Annotated in this window: 18 protein-coding genes and 2 tRNA genes; 11 read left to right on the forward strand and 9 right to left on the reverse strand. The window is 65.3% G+C overall.

Features of this window, described 5'->3' with window-relative positions; genetic code table 11:
* Positions 1-28: 28 nt before the first annotated feature.
* The 3 genes from BJP62_RS00065 to BJP62_RS00075 all read right to left on the reverse strand — a co-directional run bounded on the left by BJP62_RS00065 (position 29) and on the right by BJP62_RS00075 (position 1584).
* On the reverse strand, positions 29-1240 hold the full coding sequence (locus tag BJP62_RS00065; RefSeq protein WP_070525299.1) for a PAS domain-containing protein: 1212 nt from the start codon (positions 1238-1240) through the stop codon (positions 29-31).
* Positions 1241-1396: 156 nt separating this feature from the next.
* A tRNA-Asp gene (locus BJP62_RS00070) sits at positions 1397-1473 on the reverse strand.
* A gap of 35 nt (positions 1474-1508) precedes the next feature.
* Positions 1509-1584 (reverse strand) — tRNA-Val (locus tag BJP62_RS00075).
* 167 nt (positions 1585-1751) lie between these two features.
* On the opposite strand from BJP62_RS00075, the gene BJP62_RS00080 reads away from it, so the two are divergent.
* The 5 genes from BJP62_RS00080 (at position 1752) to BJP62_RS00100 (ending at position 7570) form a co-directional block, all read left to right on the forward strand.
* Positions 1752-2549, forward strand: coding sequence for a type II secretion system protein N (locus tag BJP62_RS00080; protein ID WP_070525300.1), 798 nt, complete (start codon positions 1752-1754; stop codon positions 2547-2549).
* 8 nt (positions 2550-2557) lie between these two features.
* Positions 2558-4666, forward strand: coding sequence for a type II secretion system secretin GspD (gene gspD / locus BJP62_RS00085; RefSeq protein ID WP_070525302.1), 2109 nt, complete (start codon positions 2558-2560; stop codon positions 4664-4666).
* Positions 4663-6126, forward strand: coding sequence for a type II secretion system ATPase GspE (gene gspE, locus BJP62_RS00090; protein ID WP_070525304.1), 1464 nt, complete (start codon positions 4663-4665; stop codon positions 6124-6126). Before gspD ends, gspE begins: the two co-directional genes overlap by 4 nt.
* A gap of 13 nt (positions 6127-6139) precedes the next feature.
* On the forward strand, positions 6140-6445 hold the full coding sequence (locus BJP62_RS00095; RefSeq protein ID WP_083300602.1) for a PilZ domain-containing protein: 306 nt from the start codon (positions 6140-6142) through the stop codon (positions 6443-6445).
* A 216-nt stretch (positions 6446-6661) separates the two neighbouring features.
* Positions 6662-7570 (forward strand): polysaccharide deacetylase family protein, encoded by a 909-nt coding sequence (locus tag BJP62_RS00100; protein WP_070525309.1) that lies wholly within the window; start codon positions 6662-6664, stop codon positions 7568-7570.
* A 59-nt stretch (positions 7571-7629) separates the two neighbouring features.
* On the opposite strand, the gene BJP62_RS00105 is transcribed toward BJP62_RS00100, so the two are convergent.
* From BJP62_RS00105 to BJP62_RS19225, 6 genes are all read right to left on the reverse strand, one after another.
* Positions 7630-8574: an SPFH domain-containing protein gene (locus tag BJP62_RS00105; protein ID WP_070525311.1), complete on the reverse strand. Its 945-nt coding sequence runs from the start codon at positions 8572-8574 to the stop codon at positions 7630-7632.
* Between the two features lie 11 nt (positions 8575-8585).
* Complete coding sequence (locus tag BJP62_RS00110; protein WP_070532074.1) at positions 8586-9011, reverse strand: NfeD family protein; 426 nt, start codon at positions 9009-9011, stop codon at positions 8586-8588.
* Between the two features lie 117 nt (positions 9012-9128).
* On the reverse strand, positions 9129-10412 hold the full coding sequence (gene serS / locus BJP62_RS00115) for a serine--tRNA ligase (protein WP_070525313.1): 1284 nt from the start codon (positions 10410-10412) through the stop codon (positions 9129-9131).
* Between the two features lie 60 nt (positions 10413-10472).
* On the reverse strand, positions 10473-11807 hold the full coding sequence (locus tag BJP62_RS00120) for a replication-associated recombination protein A (protein ID WP_070525315.1): 1335 nt from the start codon (positions 11805-11807) through the stop codon (positions 10473-10475).
* On the reverse strand, positions 11791-12405 hold the full coding sequence (gene lolA, locus BJP62_RS00125) for an outer membrane lipoprotein chaperone LolA (RefSeq protein WP_070525317.1): 615 nt from the start codon (positions 12403-12405) through the stop codon (positions 11791-11793). The genes BJP62_RS00120 and lolA overlap by 17 nt, the downstream gene beginning before the upstream one ends.
* Before the next feature lie 67 nt (positions 12406-12472).
* Entirely contained in the window at positions 12473-13159 is a 687-nt protein-coding gene (locus BJP62_RS19225) for an OmpA family protein (protein ID WP_070525319.1), read from the reverse strand.
* 371 nt (positions 13160-13530) lie between these two features.
* Between BJP62_RS19225 and gyrA the strand changes: the two genes are divergently transcribed.
* From gyrA to pheA, 6 genes are read left to right on the forward strand one after another with little or no spacing between them, the layout of a single operon-like run.
* The gene (gyrA, locus tag BJP62_RS00135) at positions 13531-16164 is read left to right on the forward strand and encodes a DNA gyrase subunit A (protein WP_374749727.1); all 2634 of its coding nucleotides are present in this window, start codon (positions 13531-13533) and stop codon (positions 16162-16164) included.
* Positions 16157-16606 (forward strand): PaaI family thioesterase, encoded by a 450-nt coding sequence (locus BJP62_RS00140; RefSeq protein WP_083301017.1) that lies wholly within the window; start codon positions 16157-16159, stop codon positions 16604-16606. Before gyrA ends, BJP62_RS00140 begins: the two co-directional genes overlap by 8 nt.
* On the forward strand, positions 16606-17019 hold the full coding sequence (locus BJP62_RS00145; protein ID WP_236943636.1) for a PaaI family thioesterase: 414 nt from the start codon (positions 16606-16608) through the stop codon (positions 17017-17019). The genes BJP62_RS00140 and BJP62_RS00145 overlap by 1 nt, the downstream gene beginning before the upstream one ends.
* A gap of 58 nt (positions 17020-17077) precedes the next feature.
* Entirely contained in the window at positions 17078-18175 is a 1098-nt protein-coding gene (gene serC, locus BJP62_RS00150; RefSeq protein WP_070525327.1) for a 3-phosphoserine/phosphohydroxythreonine transaminase, read from the forward strand.
* Positions 18176-18179: 4 nt separating this feature from the next.
* Entirely contained in the window at positions 18180-18386 is a 207-nt protein-coding gene (locus BJP62_RS00155) for a hypothetical protein (protein WP_070525328.1), read from the forward strand.
* Positions 18383-19462 carry a prephenate dehydratase gene (gene pheA / locus BJP62_RS00160; protein ID WP_070525330.1) on the forward strand — a complete coding sequence of 360 codons (1080 nt, stop codon included), beginning with the start codon at positions 18383-18385 and terminating at the stop codon, positions 19460-19462. Before BJP62_RS00155 ends, pheA begins: the two co-directional genes overlap by 4 nt.
* Positions 19463-19517: the final 55 nt, after the last annotated feature.

Below are 19517 nucleotides of genomic sequence, written 5' to 3' on the forward strand. Positions count from 1 at the left end.
GGCGTATTTGAGGTAACCGCGCAGTTTATCACGCCGTGCCGGCCGTCCCGGCGGCGCCGGCCGTGTGCAGAACGACCAGTGTTGTGCGCTGCTCGACGCAGGTGATCGCACGGGCTTCGCCCAGCAGCGTCTGTTCGCCGACGGTGAAGCGGGTGCTGCACTGAGCCTGCCCGTCCGGCGGCAGCAGGTCGGCGCCCGCGACTGCGGCCAGGGGGCGGCCGAGCAGGCCGACCGGCGGCGTGTTCAGCAGCTCGCAGGCGCGCAGGTTGGCAAATTCGATCTGGCCCTCGCGGACCAGCAGGAAGGCGCAAGGCAGCGCATCGGCAATGTCGCCGCCGAGCGGGTCGGTCAGCGCCAGCGCGGCCTCGGCGGCCTTGACGTGGCTGATGTCGATGGCGATCGACAGGACGTAGACCTCGCCGTCGCGCACCAGCGGCTGCTTGGTGATGTCGAACCAGTGGGTGCGGCCGCTCGGCGGCGTCCAGTGATCGACGAGACGGATCGTCTGGCCGTGTTCGAGTACTTCGGCGTCGCCGGTCGCAAACGGCAGTGCATCGTCCTCGAGCCCCATGTGCGACTGGACGAGCAGGTCGTGGCCAAGGGTCGTCTGCGTTGCGCGGTTGACGAGCAGGAAGCGCCCGTGCCGGTCGCGCACGAAGATCAGGTTGGGGCTGACGTCGATGATCTGGTTGACGAACAGCTGTTGCTGGAACAGCGCTTCCTCGGTGTCGCGGACCGCCGTGACGTCGCGGATCAGCGCGATGCATTCGCGCGCGCTGCGCGGCATCAGCCGCACTTCGAAGCTGCGCGCATTGCGCTCCTCGTTGCCGATCCGGTATTCGAACTGCTGCGGCTTGTTGCTGCTCTGGACGGCGATCAGCGCCTCGAGGTACTGCCGGGCGATCCGGGCCGGAAACAGCGAGGAGATGCGGTTGTTGCCGTTGCCGGGCAGCGGGTGCTGCGCGCACTGGTTGGTATTGAGCGAGAGCGCCACGCGGGTCGCGTAGTCGACCTGCCAGACGAGGTCGGGCAGGCAGGCCGGCAGGTCGGCGAAATCCGGTGCCGGCACGGCGCCGGTTTTGCGCCGTGTGCCGGCAAGCAGTACCAGCGCACACGTAACGATGCCGAGCTGCAACAGCAGCAGCGTGATCGACGAGACGGCCAGCACGTGGCTCAGCGCCAGCAGGATGGCAATGCCGGCCGCGGCCGCGATGAAAACGGGGGAGGGCAGGGAGCGCATGCCGGGTCGGGCGCCTGTCCGTGAGGGTCGAAGACGATCCGAGTGTATCGGTCGCCCGGCGGCTTGACCATCAGACGTTTCCGCCGCGGTGACGGCATTGCAACACCGTGACGGAAATGCAAAAAGCCAGCTTGCGCTGGCTTTTTGCGAGTGTCTTGGCGGAGCGGACGGGACTCGAACCCGCGACCCCCGGCGTGACAGGCCGGTATTCTAACCAACTGAACTACCGCTCCGCAGCGGTCTCGTTACATCCGGTATTCCGGATGACTGGTGGGTGATGACGGGGTCGAACCGCCGACATTCTGCGTGTAAGGCAGACGCTCTACCAACTGAGCTAATCACCCGTCGTCAAACGAGGAGCGCATTTAAGCATGTGAACTTCTGGTCGTCAACACGTTTTTCAAAATAGTGCAGTTGAACGGCAAAAACGGACGGCGGTAGCGGCTGTAACCTGCTTGGAGTATAAAACGAAGACAATTTTTCACAGTTCTGTAATGTTCGGAAAAGACAAGTGTTCAAGGGTCTTGCGCTGAAGTCCAAGTTGCCCGGGCTGGCCGGCGTGCGCCCGGTGCTGGAGATCGCCCTGGTACTCGTCATCGCCTGGGTGGCGGCAGGGGTTTTCTGGCAACTGTTCGCGCCGCGCCATGCCGGCCCCCGGCTGGTGCCGCCGTTGTCGGCGCCGGCAGCCGGTGTGCAGGTCTGGACGGGCGCGCCGTCGTGGTTCGGCGCGGGCGAGGCGACGGCTGCAACGAGCAGCCTGTCGGCCAGGCTGATTGCCGTGGTGGCCGGCGATGCGCGCAGCAGTGCGGCGGTGTTCACCGGGCTCGAGGCCAGTGCGGTCGCGTTGCGCGTCGGCGACGATTTGCAGCCCGGAGTCCGTCTGGTGCAGGTGGCGCGCGACCGGGTCGAACTCGAACGCAACGGCCGCCGTGAAGTGCTGATGCTCGACGGCCGCGATGCCAGCGCTGCAGCGCCGGGCCTACCGGCGGCGGCCGAGCCCGCGGCGCAAACGCTCTACCGCGGCCAGCTCGCGGCAACGATGCAGGCCGGCAATATCGCCGACTGGGCCAGGGGACTGGCGCCTGCGCCCGGCGGCGGCATTCTGGTCAACGATCCGGCGCAACAGCCGCTGGCCAGGTCGCTGCAACTGCAGGCCGGCGACGTGCTCAAGTCGGTGAACGGCCAGAATCTGGCGCAGCCGGCCGACATGTCGCTGCTGTTTACTGCGTTCAGCCAGCAGGCACAGATCAGACTTTCGGTGTTGCGTGGCGGTGTACCGACCACGCTGCAGTACCAAATCCAACCCTGAATACCACGATGAAATCCATGTTTCGCGCGTCCCGTCATGTCCTGTTCGCCGGCCTTCTGGCGACGCAGGCCTTTGCCGCCGACGACAAGGTGACGCTCAACTTCGTCAACGCCGACATCGAATCGACCGTCAAGGCGGTCGGGCTGATCACCGGCAAGAACTTCCTGATCGACCCGCGCGTGAAAGGGACGATCAATATCGTTTCGTCGCAGCCGATCGACAAGGCGTCGGTCTACCCGGTGCTGCTGTCGGCGCTGCGCCAGCAGGGCTTTACCGCGGTCGAGTCGGGCAAGCTGATCAAGGTGATGCCCGAGGGCGACGCCAAGACGAGCGGCGGGCCGACCGAGAGCCGCGAGCTGCGCGCCGCCGGCGACAGGATCGTGACCCAGGTCTATCCGCTCAGGTTCGAGTCGGCGAACCAGATCCTGCCGATATTGCGGCCGCTGGTGTCGGCCAACAACGCGATCTCGGTCTACGCGCCGACCAACACGCTGGTGATCACCGATTACGCCGACAACATCCGCCGGCTCAACCGGATCATCCAGAGCATCGACCAGCCGACGCAGTCGGACATCTACCCGATCCAGCTCAAGTACGCGTCGGCCGTCGACGTTTCGCAGACGCTTTCCAGACTGATGCCCGAGCTCAATGCGCAGGGCGCGATCCCCGGCGCTGCGCCGCTCGACGGGGCGCGACGCAGCAGCGTCGTGCCGGACGTGCGCAGCAATACCCTGCTGGTGCGCAGCGAGAACGCCGTCCATGCACAGCAGATTCGCCGTCTGGTCGAAACGCTCGACCAGCCCGGTGCGGCTGGCGGCAACATCCATGTCGTCTATCTGCGCAATGCCGAAGCGGTGAAGCTCGCCGCGACGCTCAAGGGCGTGCTCACCGGTCAGGACAGTGGCGGCACGCAGACGGGTAGCAGCAGTACGGCGTCGCTGACGACGAGCAGTTCGAACGGCGGTCTGTCGCTGCCGCCGAGCAGCACCCCGTCGGCGCCGGCGGGCGGCTCGGCCGCCAGCGTGCAGATCGGCGGCACGACGGTGCTGCTACAGGCCGACCCGATGACCAATTCGCTGATCATCACCGCGCCGGACAACGTCTACAACAACCTGCGTTCGGTGATCGACAAGCTCGACGTGCGCCGCGCGCAGGTCTATGTCGAGGCGATGATCGCCGAGGTCAACGCATCCAAGGTCGGCGAGTTCGGCGTGCAATGGCTGCTCGGTGGCGGCGGCGACAATGTGTCCGGCGTCGGCGTCAGCGCGCTCGGGCTGCTGTCGAATAGCATCGGCAGCCTGATCAGCGGCATCGTCAACAAGGACCCGAACGCGATTCCGACCGGCTTGACCGTCGGCGTGGTCAACGGCAACCCGTTCAAGGAGGGTGGCAAGACGCCGACGCTCGGCGTGCTTGCCAGCGCGCTGCAGAACACCGGCGACGCCAACATCCTGTCGACGCCGAACCTGATCACGCTCGACAACGAGGAAGCGCGGATCATGGTCGGCCAGAACATCCCGATCATCACCGGTACGCAGTCGTCGACCGGCAGCAACCCGAACCCGTTCACGACGGTCGAGCGCAAGGACATCGGCATTTCGCTGCGCGTGAAGCCGCAGGTGTCCGAGGGCGGCAGCATCACGCTGTCGGTGTACCAGGAGGTGTCGACGATCGACAAGACCGTCAACACCGGCGGGACCGGCATCGCGACCAAGAAGCGCGCGCTCGAATCCAAGGTGCTCGTCGACGACGGCCAGGTCGTCGTGCTCGGCGGGCTGATCCAGGACCAGCTCGACAACGCGGTCAACAAGGTGCCGATGCTCGGCGACGTGCCGGGGTTGGGCAACCTGTTCAAGTACCAGAGCCGCAACTGGGGCAAGGTCAACCTGATGATCTTCCTGCGCCCGGTGATCCTGCGCGACGGTGCGGCCAGCAATACGCTGTCGACCGACCGCTACCAGTACCTGCGCAACGAGCAGGCCAAGTTCGGCTTCGACAGCAATCCCTTCCTGCCCGACCTGCCCAAGGTCGGATTGCCGGCCTTGCCGGCGGCCAAGCCGGCTGAGGCGGTCGATCCGGCCAGGCCGGCCGCCGGGGCCGAACCGGGACAGCCATGAGCCGTCTGGTACCGTTCCATTTCGCCCGCGACCGCGGCGTCGTCGACCTTGGCGGCGACAACGCCAGCGTGCAGGTGCTGATGCGCCGCGGCGCGTCGCTGGCGGCGCTGAACGAGCTGCGTCGCGTTGCCGGCAGGCCGCTCGACGTCGAACTCGTCGATCCGGCCGAGTACGAGCAGCGGCTCTCGCAGCTGTTCAGCAACGGCAGCCAGGCCGCGAGCGTGGCCGACGACGTCGAGCAGCAGGTCGACCTCTCAAGGCTGGTGCAGGCGCTGCCCGAGATCGAAGACCTGCTCGATGCGCAGGACGATGCGCCGATCATCCGGCTGATCAATGCGCTGCTGACCGAGGCGCTGCGCGAGGGCGCATCCGACCTGCACCTCGAGGCGTTCGAAACGCGCTCGCTGGTGCGCTTTCGCGTCGACGGCGCGCTGCGCGACGTGCTCGAACCCAAGCGCGCGCTGCACGCGGCGCTGGTGTCGCGGATCAAGGTCATGGCCGGGCTCGACATCGCCGAAAAACGGCTGCCCCAGGACGGCCGGATCACGCTGCGCATCGCCGGCCGGCCGGTCGACGTCCGTGTTTCGACCCTGCCGTCGGGACACGGCGAACGCGCGGTGCTGCGCCTGCTCGACAAGTCGGCCGGGCGGCTGAATCTGGCCAGGCTCGGCATGGGCGGACGCACGCTCGAGCAACTGCAGGATCTGCTGAAGCAGCCGCACGGCATCGTTCTCGTCACCGGGCCGACCGGCTCGGGCAAGACGACGACGCTGTATGCGGCGCTGTCGCAGATGGACGCGAAGACCGCCAACATCATGACCGTCGAGGACCCGATCGAATACGACCTCGACGGCGTCGGCCAGACGCAGATCAACCCCAAGATCGACATGAGCTTTGCCCGGGCGCTGCGTGCGATCCTGCGCCAGGATCCGGACGTGATCATGATCGGCGAAATCCGCGATCTCGAAACCGCGCAGATCGCCGTGCAGGCGTCGCTGACCGGTCATCTGGTGCTGGCGACGCTGCATACCAACGATGCCGCCAGCGCGGTGACACGGCTGACCGACATGGGCATCGAGCCCTTCCTGCTGGCGAGCTCGCTGCTCGGCGTGCTGGCGCAACGGCTGGCACGCACATTGTGCCCGGACTGCCGGACTGCCTATGCTGCAGACGAGGCCGAGCGTTCGGCCATGGGGTCGATGGCGCCAGTGACGCTCTACCGGCCGGCCGGATGCCCGGCGTGCAACGGCAGCGGCTACCGCGGGCGCTCTGGTGTGTACGAGATGCTGCTGGTCGACGAAACGGTGCGCGGGCTGATCCATCGTCACGGCAACGAACAGACCATCAAGCAGCATGCGCTGCAGCAGGGCATGCTGACCCTGCGCCAGGACGGCGAGCGGCTGGCGCGGGACGGCCGGACCAGCCTCGAAGAGGTCTGGCGGGTGACGCGCGAACACTGATGAAGGAGGCGACATGGGGCATGGATTGCCGGCACCGGATGCGCGTGGCGCATTGCGCGTGCCCTTGGGGTGCAAGGTCAGGATGCGCGGCGGCGACGGCGAGACGCATTACGGCATCTGCGCCGACCTGTCGGTCAGCGGGCTGACGGTAAGAACGTCCTTCGTGCCGCAGGCCGGCGAGGTCATCGAGGTCTGCGTGCTGCCACCGCCGCAGGGCGGGCGGACCAACCCGCTGTCGGCCCGTGCCAGGGTCGTGCGCTGCCACGCCGTCGACGCCGAGTACGAACTGGGCCTGGCAATCGAGGAAATCCTCCGGTGAGGTGATCGCGGCGCCGTCACCGCCGACCTTGCACGGACGACGGCCGTTCACGATTGCGGCAACCCGGCGGTCAGACCGTAGTAAACTACTGCGCCGATCGTTCGCCGGCACCCCGCCGGCACCGACCGGAACCGTTCTCCCCAGGCAATCTGCACCGGGCCGCTGCGAAGCGTCGCCGGGCGCACTCCACTGCACCGCTCGCGGTGCCATGACACCATGCGGCTTCTTACGCTCAAGATCGACATCGACACCTATCGCGGCACCCGGGAAGGCGTGCCCCGGCTGGTCGACCTGTTGCAACGCTTCAACGCCAACGCAACCTTCCTGTGGAGCCTCGGGCCGGACCATACCGGCCGGGCGATCAAGCGGGTGTTCCGCCCCGGCTTCATGAAAAAGGTGTCGCGTACCTCGGTGCGCGAGCATTACGGGATCAGGACGCTGCTCTACGGCACCCTGCTGCCGGGGCCCGACATCGGCAAGCGCTGCGCGCCGCTGATGCGCGAAGTCGTCGCCGCCGGCTTCGAGAGCGGCGTGCATACCTGGGACCATATCCGCTGGCAGGACGGCGTTGTGCTGGCCGACGAGGAGTGGACCGCGGCCGAGTTCGACGCCGCTATCGAGCGCTATGTCGAAATCTTCGGCGAGCCGCCGCAAACCCACGGCGCCGCCGGCTGGCAGATGAACGCGCATGCGTACCGGCTCGAGCAGCGGCTTGGCATGCGCTACGCGTCCGACGGGCGCGGCACGCATCCGTTCTGGCCCATGGTCAGGGGCGAACCGGTGCGGGTACCGCAATTGCCGACGACCTTGCCGACGCTCGACGAGCTGATCGGCATCGGCGGCCTGACCCCGGACAACGTCCACGAGCACCTGCTCGGCCTGACCCTTGCCGAAACGCCATACGGCCACGTCTACACGCTGCACGCCGAGCTCGAGGGCATGAAGCTTCTGCCGGTGTTCGAGCGCTTGCTCGCAGGCTGGCGGGAGCAGGGCTACCAGTTCGTCAGCCTTGGCGAGCACTGTGCCGCGCTCGATCTGAGCCAGCTGCCGTATCACGAGGTGCGGATGGCCGAAATCCCGGGGCGGAGCGGTGAGCTGGCGGTCCAGGGGCCCGAATTCTTGTAGGTAGTGGCCCAAACAAAAACGCCGGCTGAGCCGGCGTTTTTGTTTGGGCGGTGCCAGAACTACTTGCTCGCCTTGACGATGTTCATTGCCGTGGCGACGACACCGGCAACGTCGCTGACATTGCCCGGCAGCAGCATCGTGTTGCCTTCCTTGGCGATCTTGCCGAACGCATCGATGTAGCGCTCGGCAACCTTGAGGTTGACCGCTTCGATGCCACCGCCGGTTTCGATCGACTTGCCGACGGTTTCGACCGCTTCGGCCGTTGCGCTGGCCACCAGCCGGATCGCCTGTGCTTCGCCGGTCGCGCGGTTGATCGCCGCCTGCTTCTCGCCTTCGGACTGGTTGATCGCCGCCTGCATGTCGCCCTGCGACTTCTGGATCGCCGCTTCGCGCTGGCCGCTGGCGAGGTTGATCTGCTGCTGCTTGACGCCTTCGGACTGGGCGATCAGCGCGCGCTTTTCCCGTTCGGCGGTGATCTGCTTCTGCATCGCGTGGAGGATTTCCTGCGGTGGTGTCAGGTCCTTGATTTCGTAGCGCAGCACCTTGACGCCCCAGTTGGCCGCGGCTTCGTCGAGCGACAGCACGACCGCGCGGTTGATGTCCTCGCGTTCCTCGAAGGTGCGGTCGAGTTCGAGCTTGCCGATCACCGAGCGCAGCGTCGTTTGCGCCAGTTGCGTGATCGCGAGTATGTAGTCGCTGGCGCCGTAGGAGGCCAGTTTCGGATCGCGAACCTGAAAGTAGAGGATGCCATCGACCTGTAACTGGGTGTTGTCGCGGGTGATGCAGATCTGGCTCGGCACGTCGAGCGGGATTTCCTTCAGGTTGTGCTTGTACGCGACGCGATCGATGAAGGGGACCACGATGCGCAGGCCCGGCTCGAGTACGTCGTGAAAACGGCCAAGCCGCTCACGGACCCACGCCTGCTGCTGCGGGACGATTTTCAGCGTCTTGGCAATGAATATGACGACGATGACCGCAAACGCGACGATGAACTGCAGCGACATGGATGACTCCATCAAGGTTGGGGAGGCGAGGTGTCGAGCAGCAGCGTGTTGCCACGCTGCCCGACGATGTAGAACCGGGTCAGGGCCCGGTCGGCGGGTTCGGCAAATTCGGCGTCCCAGTCTGCGCCGCGGTAGCGGACCCTGGCGTGGCTGGCGTCGATCCAGCGCTCGATCGTGACAAGGCCGCCGAGATCGAGCGCATTGCTGTTGTCGTGCCTCGGCTGGGCCCGGCGTTTCCACCGCCGCAACCCGGCGAGCGCGACCAGGCTGGCGACGGCTGCGGTGCCGATTTGCACCGCCAGCGACGCCGAGAGCGCCGCGGTGATCGCACCGGCGAGCATGCCGGCAGCAATGGCCAGCAGATAGAAAGTGCCGCTGAACATTTCCAGTCCGACCAGCACGGCGGCAGCGATGAGCCAAATGGTAGTGGGAGTCATGATCAAGTCAGATTAAAAAAAGCTCGGCAAGTTCCCGATCATGCCGCATCCACGGAGCCGGGCATAGTGTGCCGGCGGCGGCGGATGCGAAAACGGCGACCTTGGGTCGCCGTTTCGTCAGCCGCCGATGCGGGCTAGGCCGCCCATATAGGGCCGCAGGACGGTCGGAATCGTGACCGAGCCGTCGGCATTCTGGTAGTTCTCCAGCACCGCGACCAGGGTGCGGCCGACCGCGAGGCCCGAGCCGTTCAGCGTGTGCACGAGTTCGTTCTTGCCGGCGTCGTTCTTGAAGCGGGCCTGCATCCGGCGGGCCTGGAAGGACTCGCAGTTGGAGCAGCTCGAGATTTCGCGGTAGGTGTTCTGCGCCGGCAGCCAGACTTCGAGGTCGTAGGTCTTGGCGGCCGAGAAACCCATGTCGCCGGTACACAGCGCGACGACGCGGTAGGGCAGCTCGAGCTTCTGCAGGATCGCTTCGGCGTGGCCGACCATCTGCTCCAGCGCGGCGTACGACTGTTCCGGCGCGGTGATCTGCACCATCTCGACCTTGTCGAACTGGTGCTGGCGGATCAGCCCGCGCGTGTCGCGGCCGGCCGCACCGGCTTCGGAGCGGAAGCACGGCGAATGCGCGGTCAGCTTGACCGGCAGTTCCTCGGCCTTGAGGATGGTGTCGCGGACGGTGTTGGTCAGCGAGATTTCCGACGTCGAGATCAGGTACTGCGTCTGGCCGTCGGTACCGCCGCGCTCGACCCGGAACATGTCGTCGGCAAACTTCGGCAACTGGCCGGTGCCGTACAGCACTTCCGGATTGACGATGTACGGCGTGTACGCCTCGGTATAGCCGTGCTCTTCGGTCTGGGTGTTGAGCATGAACTGCGCCAGTGCGCGGTGCAGCCGGGCGATCTGGCCGCGCAGCAGCGTGAAGCGCGAGCCCGACAATTTGGCACCGGTCTCGAAATCGAGCCCGTGCGGCGCGCCGACGTCGACATGATCGCGGACGTCGAAATCGAAGGCGCGCGGCGTGCCCCAGCGGCGGACTTCGACATTGCCGCTTTCGTCGTCACCGGCCGGCACCGATTCGTGCGGCAGGTTCGGCAGCATCAGCAACAGGCCGTTGAGCTTGTCCTGCAAAGCCGAAAGGGCCGATTCGTTCGCGGCCAGCTCGCCCTTGAGGTTTTCGACTTCGGCCAGGATGGTCGCGACGTCTTCGCCCTTGGACTTGGCGATGCCGATCTGCTTGGACACGCTGTTGCGCCTGGCCTGCAGTTCCTGCGTGGCGGTTTGCAGCGTCTTGCGTTCGGCTTCGAGCGCGGCAAAGGTGGCGCCGTCGAAGGCGAAGCCGCGGGCGGCGAGGCGGGCGACAACGCCGTCGAGGTCGTTGCGAAGCAGATTGATATCGAGCATGGGCTGGATTCTTGTCGTTTATCGGTTGGTGCGGTTGGTCGTCATTCTACACGAAGCACCCTAGGACTTTCCGTGCTGCTCGACCCGCCATGCGGCGTCGAGCTCGGCAAGATGGCGCAGTTTTTCGGCAATCTTGCCTTCGAGTCCGCGCGGTGTCGGCAGGTAGAGGCGGGTGCCCTCGAGCCCGTCGGGCAGATAGGTCTCGCCGGCGGCATAGGCTTCCGGTTCATCGTGCGCGTAACGGTACAGCTTGCCGTAGCCGAGCTCCTTCATCAGTCTGGTCGGCGCGTTGCGCAAGTGCTCGGGCACCGGGCGCGACTTGTCGCCGGCAACGAGTGCGCGGGCGGCGTTGTAGGCGTTGTAACCGGCGTTGGACTTGGGTGCGACCGCGAGATAGATCACCGCCTGCGCCAGCGCCAGTTCGCCTTCGGGGCTGCCGAGGCGCTCGAAGGTCTCGACGGCATCGTTGCAGATCGTCATTGCGCGCGGGTCGGCCAGGCCGATGTCTTCCCAGGCCATCCGGACGATGCGCCGCGCCAGATAGCGCGGGTCGGCGCCACCGTCGAGCATCCGGCAGAACCAGTAAAGCGCGCCGTCGGCATTCGAGCCGCGGACCGATTTGTGCAGTGCGGAAATCTGGTCGTAGAACGCGTCGCCGCCCTTGTCGAAGCGACGGTTGTTCAGCGTCAGTGCGTCCTGCAGGAAGGCCGCATCGAGCCGTGTGCGACCTTGCGCACCCGCGGCATTGGCGGCCTGTTCGACGAGATTGAGCAGCCGGCGGGCGTCGCCGTCGGCGTAGCTGGTCAGCAAGGCGATCGCGTCGGGCCGGAAATCCAGTGCCGGGTAACACTGCGTGTGCGCCCGGGTGACCAGTTCGGCCAGCGCGTCTTCTTCCAGTGCCTTGAGCACGTAGACCTGTGCGCGCGACAACAGCGCGGCGTTGACTTCGAACGACGGGTTTTCGGTCGTTGCGCCGATGAAGGTGACGAGACCCGATTCGACGAAGGGGAGGAAAGCGTCCTGCTGCGACTTGTTGAAGCGATGGACCTCGTCGACGAACAGGATGGTGCGCCGGCCGCCGGCGCGGTAGTGCTCGGCCTGTTCCATCGCGGCGCGGATGTCCTTGACGCCGGAAAACACCGCCGACAGCGGAATGAACTCGGCGTCGAATGCGCCGGCCATCAGCCGCGCCAGCGTGGTCTTGCCGACGCCGGGCGGTCCCCAGAAGATCATCGAATGCGGCTGGCCCGACGCGACGGCCAGCGCCAGCGGTTTGCCGGGCGCCAGCAGCTGCGGCTGGCCGATGACGTCGGCCAGCACCCTGGGGCGCAGTTTCTCGGCCAGCGGCTCGTGCTCGTTGCGCTCGCCGGCGAAGAGGTCATTCCTCGACGACATCGACGTCCTTCGGCGGGGTGAAGCGGAACAGGTCGGCCGACTGCTTCGGGTTCTGCGTCAGGCCGCTGAACGTCACCTTGGTCGTCTGGCCGAAGTGATCCTGTAGTTCCATCGCCACGACCTGGGCGTTCTTCAGGCCGAGACGGATGCTGTCGAAGGTCGATTCCTTGCTCTTGGGAACGGCCTCAACCCACGACAGTCCGTCGCGATTGGCGAGGTTGCGCAGGGTGTAGGTCTTGTCGAGCGCATTGTCGCCGGCGAGCAGCGCCGCAGGGCTGCTTTCGAGCGCCGCCGAGAGCTGTTTGGACGTTGCCTGACGCAGTTCCGGGTCGTAGAGCCAGACCCGCTTGCCGTCGCCGACGATCAACTGTTCATACGGCTTGCGGTAGTTCCAGCGGAATTTGCCGGGGCGCTGGATCGCAAAATCGCCATTGCTGATCTGGGTGGGGCTGCCGGGCTTGCCGGACACGACCTGGTTGAACTGACCCTGCACGCCGGCCGTCGACGACAGGAAGCGCTTGAGGTCGCTCACGCCGTCGGCGTGGGCCAGCGCCGAGCAGCTCAGGATCAGGGAGGGGAGCCATCGGACGATCTTCATGCTTGCTCCGTGAAGCTGAAAAATGAAAAAGCCCCGCCAAGGGCGGGGCTTCGGGGCGAAACCGGAATTACTTGGTTGCCGGAACAACGACTTCCTTCACGCCCTTGACTTCGATCTCGACGCGACGATCCGGAGCCAGGCATTCGATCAGCTGCTTGCGAGCCTTGATCTTGTTGCAAGTATCGCCGGTCACCGGGTCAGCCTTGCCGCGGCCTTCGGCGCGGATCTTGTCGGCCGGGGCACCCTTGCCGACGAGGTAGTCGACGACCGACTGGGCGCGACGTTGCGACAGCGCGTTGTTGTACTTGTCCGAACCGATGCGGTCGGTGTAGCCAACGACAACGGCTTCGCCTTCCTTCGGATCGAAGTTGACGACGTCGGCGTACAGCTTGTCGAGCGCGTCCTTGCCGGCCGGCTTCAGGCTGGCCTTGTTGAAGTCGAACAGCACGTCAGCTTGCAGGCTGAAGGTCTTGCTCTTGACGACCGGGGCCGGAGCCGGGGCGACCGGAGCCGGGGTAGCAGCAACTGCTTGCGGCTTCACGTAGCCGTCGCAGCCTTCCACGGTCGCTTGCTCTTTGCTCCAAGTGCCAGTGCGCCAGCATTCGCCGATCGAGTTCTTCACCACGCCTTCAACGTTGGTCGGCGACACATTGGTGCCGTTGGTGCTGTAAGCGGTGGTGGCGGCGAAGGCCGAACCCATGCTCAGAGCCGAAACGACAGCAAGGGACATCATGGTTTGCTTGAGCGACAGCATAGTTTTTCTCCTGGTAAATTTGGATATGGTGTTAAAACCAACCAAGCTTGTTGTTTCTGGATATACCTGACAACAGCCCTGCGTCAAGGCATTATTTTTCCAAAACCCCGCCCATTCTAATGTCGGGTAGATGCGGGCGGCAAATGAAATGCGCGTGAATTTTTGTTGCGACGGCAACGAAATTGGAGCGCGCGAACCGCCATGTTACACTGGCCCGACGCGGTTTTGCGTAGCGGTATTCCCTTTTACCGTTGCAGCCGTATCAAGTTTTTCTCTTTCCTCGCGCTTTCAGCGCCCAGCGATAGACCTGGAAGATGTCCGAACAGCCTAGCTTCGCAAAAGAAACGATACCCGTCAGCCTTGAAGAGGAGATGCGCCGCTCCTACCTCGATTACGCAATGAGCGTCATCGTGGGGCGTGCGCTACCCGATGTCCGCGACGGCCTGAAACCGGTGCATCGGCGCATCCTTTTTGCGATGCATGAAAGCAACAATGTGTGGAATCGCGCCTATGTGAAGTGCGCGCGCGTCATCGGCGACGTGTTGGGTAAATACCACCCGCACGGTGACTCGGCCGCCTACGAGGCGCTGGTCCGGATGGCGCAGGATTTTTCCCTGCGCTACACGCTGATCGACGGCCAGGGCAACTTCGGCTCGATCGACGGCGACAACGCCGCAGCCTACCGGTATACCGAGTGCCGGCTGGAAAAGATCTCCAGCGAACTGCTGGCCGATATCGACAAGGAAACCGTCGACTTCACGCCGAACTACGACGAGAAGGAACTCGAGCCGACGGTCCTGCCGACGCGGATTCCGAACCTGCTGATCAATGGTTCGTCCGGTATCGCCGTCGGCATGGCGACCAATATCCCGCCGCACAATCTGAATGAAGTGGTCGATGCGGCGCTGGCGCTGCTGGCCAATGCGGAGATGACGATCGACGAACTGATCGACATCATTCCGGCGCCGGATTTCCCGACCGCGGGCATCATTTACGGCATCCACGGCGTGCGCGAGGGCTACCGCACCGGCCGCGGCCGGGTGGTGATGCGTGCGCGCACGCACTTCGAGGACGTGTCGCGCGACAAGCAGGCGATCATCGTCGACGAACTGCCGTACCAGGTGAACAAGGCGCGGCTGCTCGAGCGCATCGGCGATCTGGTGCGCGAGAAGTCGATCGAGGGTATCAGCGAAATTCGCGACGAGTCCGACAAGTCGGGCATGCGCGTAGTGATCGAGCTCAAGCGCGGCGAAGTCCCCGATGTCGTGCTGAACAATCTGTACAAGCAGACCCAGCTGCAGGACAGCTTCGGCATCAATATGGTCGCGCTGGTCGACGGCCAGCCGCGGCTCCTGAACCTCAAGCAGGTGCTCGAGTGCTTCCTCAAGCACCGCCGCGAAGTGGTCACGCGCCGTACCGTGTTCGAGTTGCGCAAGGCGCGCGAGCGCGGCCACATTCTCGAAGGTCTGGCGGTGGCGCTGTCGAACGTCGACGAGATCATCGCGCTGATCAAGGCCGCGCCGACGCCGGCCGAAGCCAAGATCGGCCTGATGGGGCGGACCTGGCGCTCGTCGCTGGTCGAGGAAATGCTTGCGCGTGCCGACGCCAGCGCATCGCGTCCGGACGGGCTCGATGCGGCCTGCGGCCTGAGCGACGACGGTTATCGTCTCTCCGAGGCGCAGTCTCAGCGCATTCTGGAAATGCAGCTGCAGCGACTGACCGGCCTCGAGCAGGACAAGATCGTCGCCGAGTACAGGGACATCATGGAGAAGATCCTCGATCTGCTCGATATCCTTGCCCGGCCGGAGCGCGTCACGCAGATCATCGCCGACGAAATGAACGAGGTGAAGGCGGCCTTCGGCGATGCGCGCAAGTCCGAGATCATCGCTCACGGCGAAGACCTGTGCCTCGAAGACCTGATCACGCCGCAGGACATGGTCGTCACGCTGACGCACGGCGGCTACATGAAGGCGACGCCGACCGACGAGTACCGTGCGCAGAAGCGCGGCGGCCGCGGCAAGCAGGCGGCGGCGACGAAGGAAGACGACTTCATCGACCAGCTGTTCGTCGCCAATACCCACGATTACATCCTGTGCTTCAGCTCGCGCGGCCGGGTGTACTGGCTCAAGGTCTACACGCTGCCGCAGGGCGGCCGGACCAGTCGCGGCAAGCCGATCGTCAATCTGCTGCCGCTGGAAGAGGGCGAAAAGATCAACGCGGTGCTGCCGGTCAAGGAGTTCAGCGAAGACCAGTACATCTTCATGGCGACGGCCGACGGTACGGTGAAGAAAACGCCGCTGACCGATTTCTCCCGTCCACGGACCGCCGGCATCATTGCGATCAATCTCGACGAGGGCAATTACCTCGTCGGCGTGGCGCTGACGCGTGGCGCCGCTGGCGCGGTGCTTGACGACGATGCGGCGAGCGATGACGAGGCGCTGCCCGACGACGAGAACGGCGACGAGGATCAGGCCGTCGATGGCGATCAGGTGATGCTGTTCTCCGACGCCGGCAAGTCGGTGCGCTTCAGCCAGGCCAAGGTACGGCCGATGGGGCGCAACTCCAAGGGCGTGCGCGGCATGAAGCTGGGCGAAGGGCAGAAGCTGATTTCGCTGCTGGTCGCGAGCTCGGATGCCCAGATGGTGCTGACCGCCAGCGATGGCGGTTACGGCAAGCGGACCCCGGTCGGCGATTTCCGTCTGACCAGCCGCGGCACCCAGGGCGTGATTGCGATGGATCTGACCGAGAAGACCGGGTTCAAGCTGGTTGCGGCCAGTCTGGTAGAAGAAACCGACGACGTGATGCTGATCACGACCGGTGGCGTGCTGATCCGCACCAAGGCCGCCCAGATCCGTGAAACCGGCCGAGCGGCGCAGGGCGTGCGGCTGATCAACCTCGACGAAGGCGAAATGCTGTCGGGGCTGGAGAAGGTCTGCGAGCCCGATTCCGATGACGACGAAGGCGACGATGAAGCCGCCGGTGCCGTGGAGCAAACCGATGCCTGATGCAGCGCGAGCGGTCCCGTCCTACTTTCCGCAGGTCATGGCCTGGTTCGAGGGTCTGCCGCAATGCAGGACGCTCGGCCTCAGGCACGTTGCATCGGAAGCAGGCAAGGTGACGCTCGAGCTGCCGTTCCAGGAGGCGCTGATCGGCAATCCGGAAACCCGCGTCGTCCACGGCGGCGCGGTGACGACGCTGATCGACACCGCGAGCGGGACGTCGCTGTTCACGCTGCTGCCGGCGCCCGAGGCGATCGCGACGCTGGACCTGCGCATCGACTACCTGCGTCCGGCCAAACCCGACGCGCCGATTTTCTGCACGGCCGAGTGCTACCGGCTGACCGAACACATCGCGTTCACGCGGGCGACGGCTTTCCAGGACGACATCGCCAAACCGGTTGCCTATGCGGTAGCGACCTTCGCGCGCGGCACCGGCAAGGAGGCATGATGTCCCGGATCGATACTGTCGCCGACCTGAGCGCCCTGCTGGCGAAGATTCCGTACGCCGGGCTGATCGGCGCCGAGGTGCGCGACGACAACGGCAGCCCGCTGTTCGTGCTGCCGTTCCGCGAGTCGAACATCGGCAACTCGCTGCTGCCGGCGCTGCATGGCGGCGTGATCGGCGGTTTTCTCGAGAATGCCGCAGTGCTGCACCTGATGTGGGCGCACGAAGCGTCGGTGCTGCCGCGCGTGGTCGACTTCTCGCTCGACTATCTGCGCGCAGGCCGGCCGCAGGATCTGTACGCGCGTTGCGAGATCGTCCGGCAGGGGCGGCGGGTGGCCAATGTGCTGATGACCGCATGGCAGGATGACGCAACCCGTCCGGTCGCAACGGCGCGGGCGCACTTCCTGCTGGCCTGAGCCGGGAAAAAACGAATTCACCGGCCTCCATGAGCCGGGTTTACCGAGAGAACGAAGCATGAGCCCAGTGTTCAATTTCAGTGCCGGCCCGGCCGTGCTGCCGCGCGACGTGCTGCTGACCGTTCAGGAAGAACTGGTCGACTGGCACGGCAGCGGCATGTGCGTGATGGAGATGAGCCATCGCGGCCGCGAGTTCACCCAGATCATCCACGAGGCCGAAGCAGACCTGCGCAAGCTGCTGAACATCCCGTCGAACTACCGGATGCTGTTCATGCAGGGCGGCGCGCATTTCCAGTTTGCGATGCTGCCGCTGAACCTGGCGCGCGAAGGCGATACGGTCGATTACGTCAATACCGGCCACTGGTCGAAGATCGCGATCAAGGAAGCGCGGCGCTTTGCCAGCGTCAATATCGCCGCATCGGGCGAGGACAGCCACTTCACCGGTATTCCGGATGAGGCGGGCTGGCAGCGCAGCAAGGGCGCGGCCTATCTGCACTACTGCTCGAACGAAACCATCGGCGGCGTCGAGTTTCCGTTCGTCCCGCAATCGGCCTTCGGTGGTAACGATATCCCGCTGGTCTGCGACATGTCGTCGAACATCCTTTCGCGTCCAGTCGACGTGTCGAAGTTCGGCCTGATCTATGCCGGTGCGCAAAAGAACATCGGCCCCTCGGGCCTGACGCTGGTGATCGCCCGCGACGACCTGCTCGGCCACGCCCGGCCGTCGACGCCGACGATGCTCGACTACGGGGTCCACGCCGACGCCGAGTCGCTGTACAACACGCCGCCGACCTTCGGCATCTACGTTGCCGGCCTGGTGTTCAAGTGGCTGCTCGAGCAAGGCGGCCTTGCCGCGATCGAGCAGACCAATATCGAAAAGGCCGCACTGCTGTACGAAGCGATCGACGCCTCGAACGGTTTCTACCGCTGCCCGGTCGACAAGCCTTGCCGCTCGCGCATGAACGTGCCGTTCATGCTGCACGACGACGCGCTCGACGATGCCTTCCTCGGCGACGCCAAGGCCGCCGGTCTGCTGCAGCTCAAGGGCCACCGTTCGGTCGGCGGCATGCGTGCATCGATCTACAACGCGATGCCGCTCGAGGGCGTGCAGGTGCTGGCGTCGTTCATGCGCGAGTTCGCGCGTACTCACGGATAAGCGCATGGCGACGGGACAGGGTTCTGGCGGTAACGTGCTCGCGGCACTGGCGAGCTTCTTCATTCCCGGCCTCGGGCAGCTGCTGCAGGGCAGGCCGCTGATTGCGCTCCTGATGTTCGTGCTCGCGGGTGCCCTGTGGTTCATTCTGATGGGTTGGATCATTCACCTGTGGTCGATCATCGATGCGGCCCGTTTCGAGCCGAACAAATGACAGATCAGGAACAACAACTGAAGGTGCACCGTGACGCGATCGATGCGATCGACGCGCAGGTGCTCGAATTGCTGAACCAGCGTGCGCAGCATGCGCACACGATCGGCGAGATCAAGGGCGGCGGCATCGTCTATCGTCCCGAGCGCGAAGCGCAGGTGCTGGCGCGCGTCCGCGAGCTCAACCGGGGGCCGCTGTCCGACGAAACTGTCGCGCGGCTGTTCCGCGAGATCATGTCGGCGTGCCTGGCGCTCGAGCGCCCGCTGACGATCGCCTTCCTCGGCCCCGAAGGGACGTTCAGCCAGGCGGCGGCGATCAAGCACTTCGGCCACGCCGCGGCGACGCAGGCCTGTGCGTCGATCGACGATGCGTTCCGCGCCGTCGAGGCCCGTGCCGCCGATTACGTCGTCGCACCGGTCGAGAATTCGACCGAAGGCGCGGTCGGCCGCACGCTGGACCTGATGGTGAGCTCGCCGCTGAAGATCTGCGGCGAGGTGGTGCTGCGCATCCACCATCACCTGCTGCGCGCCGCGGCGACGAAGGACGGCATCAAGCGCGTGTATTCGCATGCGCAGAGTCTGGCGCAGTGCCACGAATGGCTGAACCGCAACCTGCCGGCCGAGGTCGAGCGGGTGTCGGTGGCGAGCAATGCCGAGGCCGCGCGCCTTGCCAGTCTCGATCCGAACGCCGCGGCGATCGCCGGCGACGCGGCGGCCGAGAAGTTCCAGCTGGTGAAACTGGCCGAGAACATCGAGGACGAGCCGAACAACACGACGCGCTTCCTCGTCCTCGGTTATCAGGACGTGAGCAAGAGCGGGCGCGACAAGACCTCGCTGGTGATTTCGGCGCCGAACAAACCGGGCGCACTGCACGCGCTGGTCGAACCGCTGGCGCGCCATGGCGTGTCGATGACCAAGTTCGAATCGCGGCCGAGCCGTACCGGACTGTGGGAGTACCTGTTCTTCGTCGACGTCGAGGCGCATGTCGGCGACGCGAACCTGATTGCCGCGCTCGACGAGCTGCGGTCGACGTCGGCGTTCGTCAAGGTGCTGGGCGCCTACCCGCAAGCAGTCCTGTAGGAGCGACGAACAAAACCCTGCTGGCGGCGTTGCGCTCACTTGCCGTACTACTCGT

This window comes from Jeongeupia sp. USM3 (assembly GCF_001808185.1).
Lineage (GTDB): Bacteria > Pseudomonadota > Gammaproteobacteria > Burkholderiales > Chitinibacteraceae > Jeongeupia.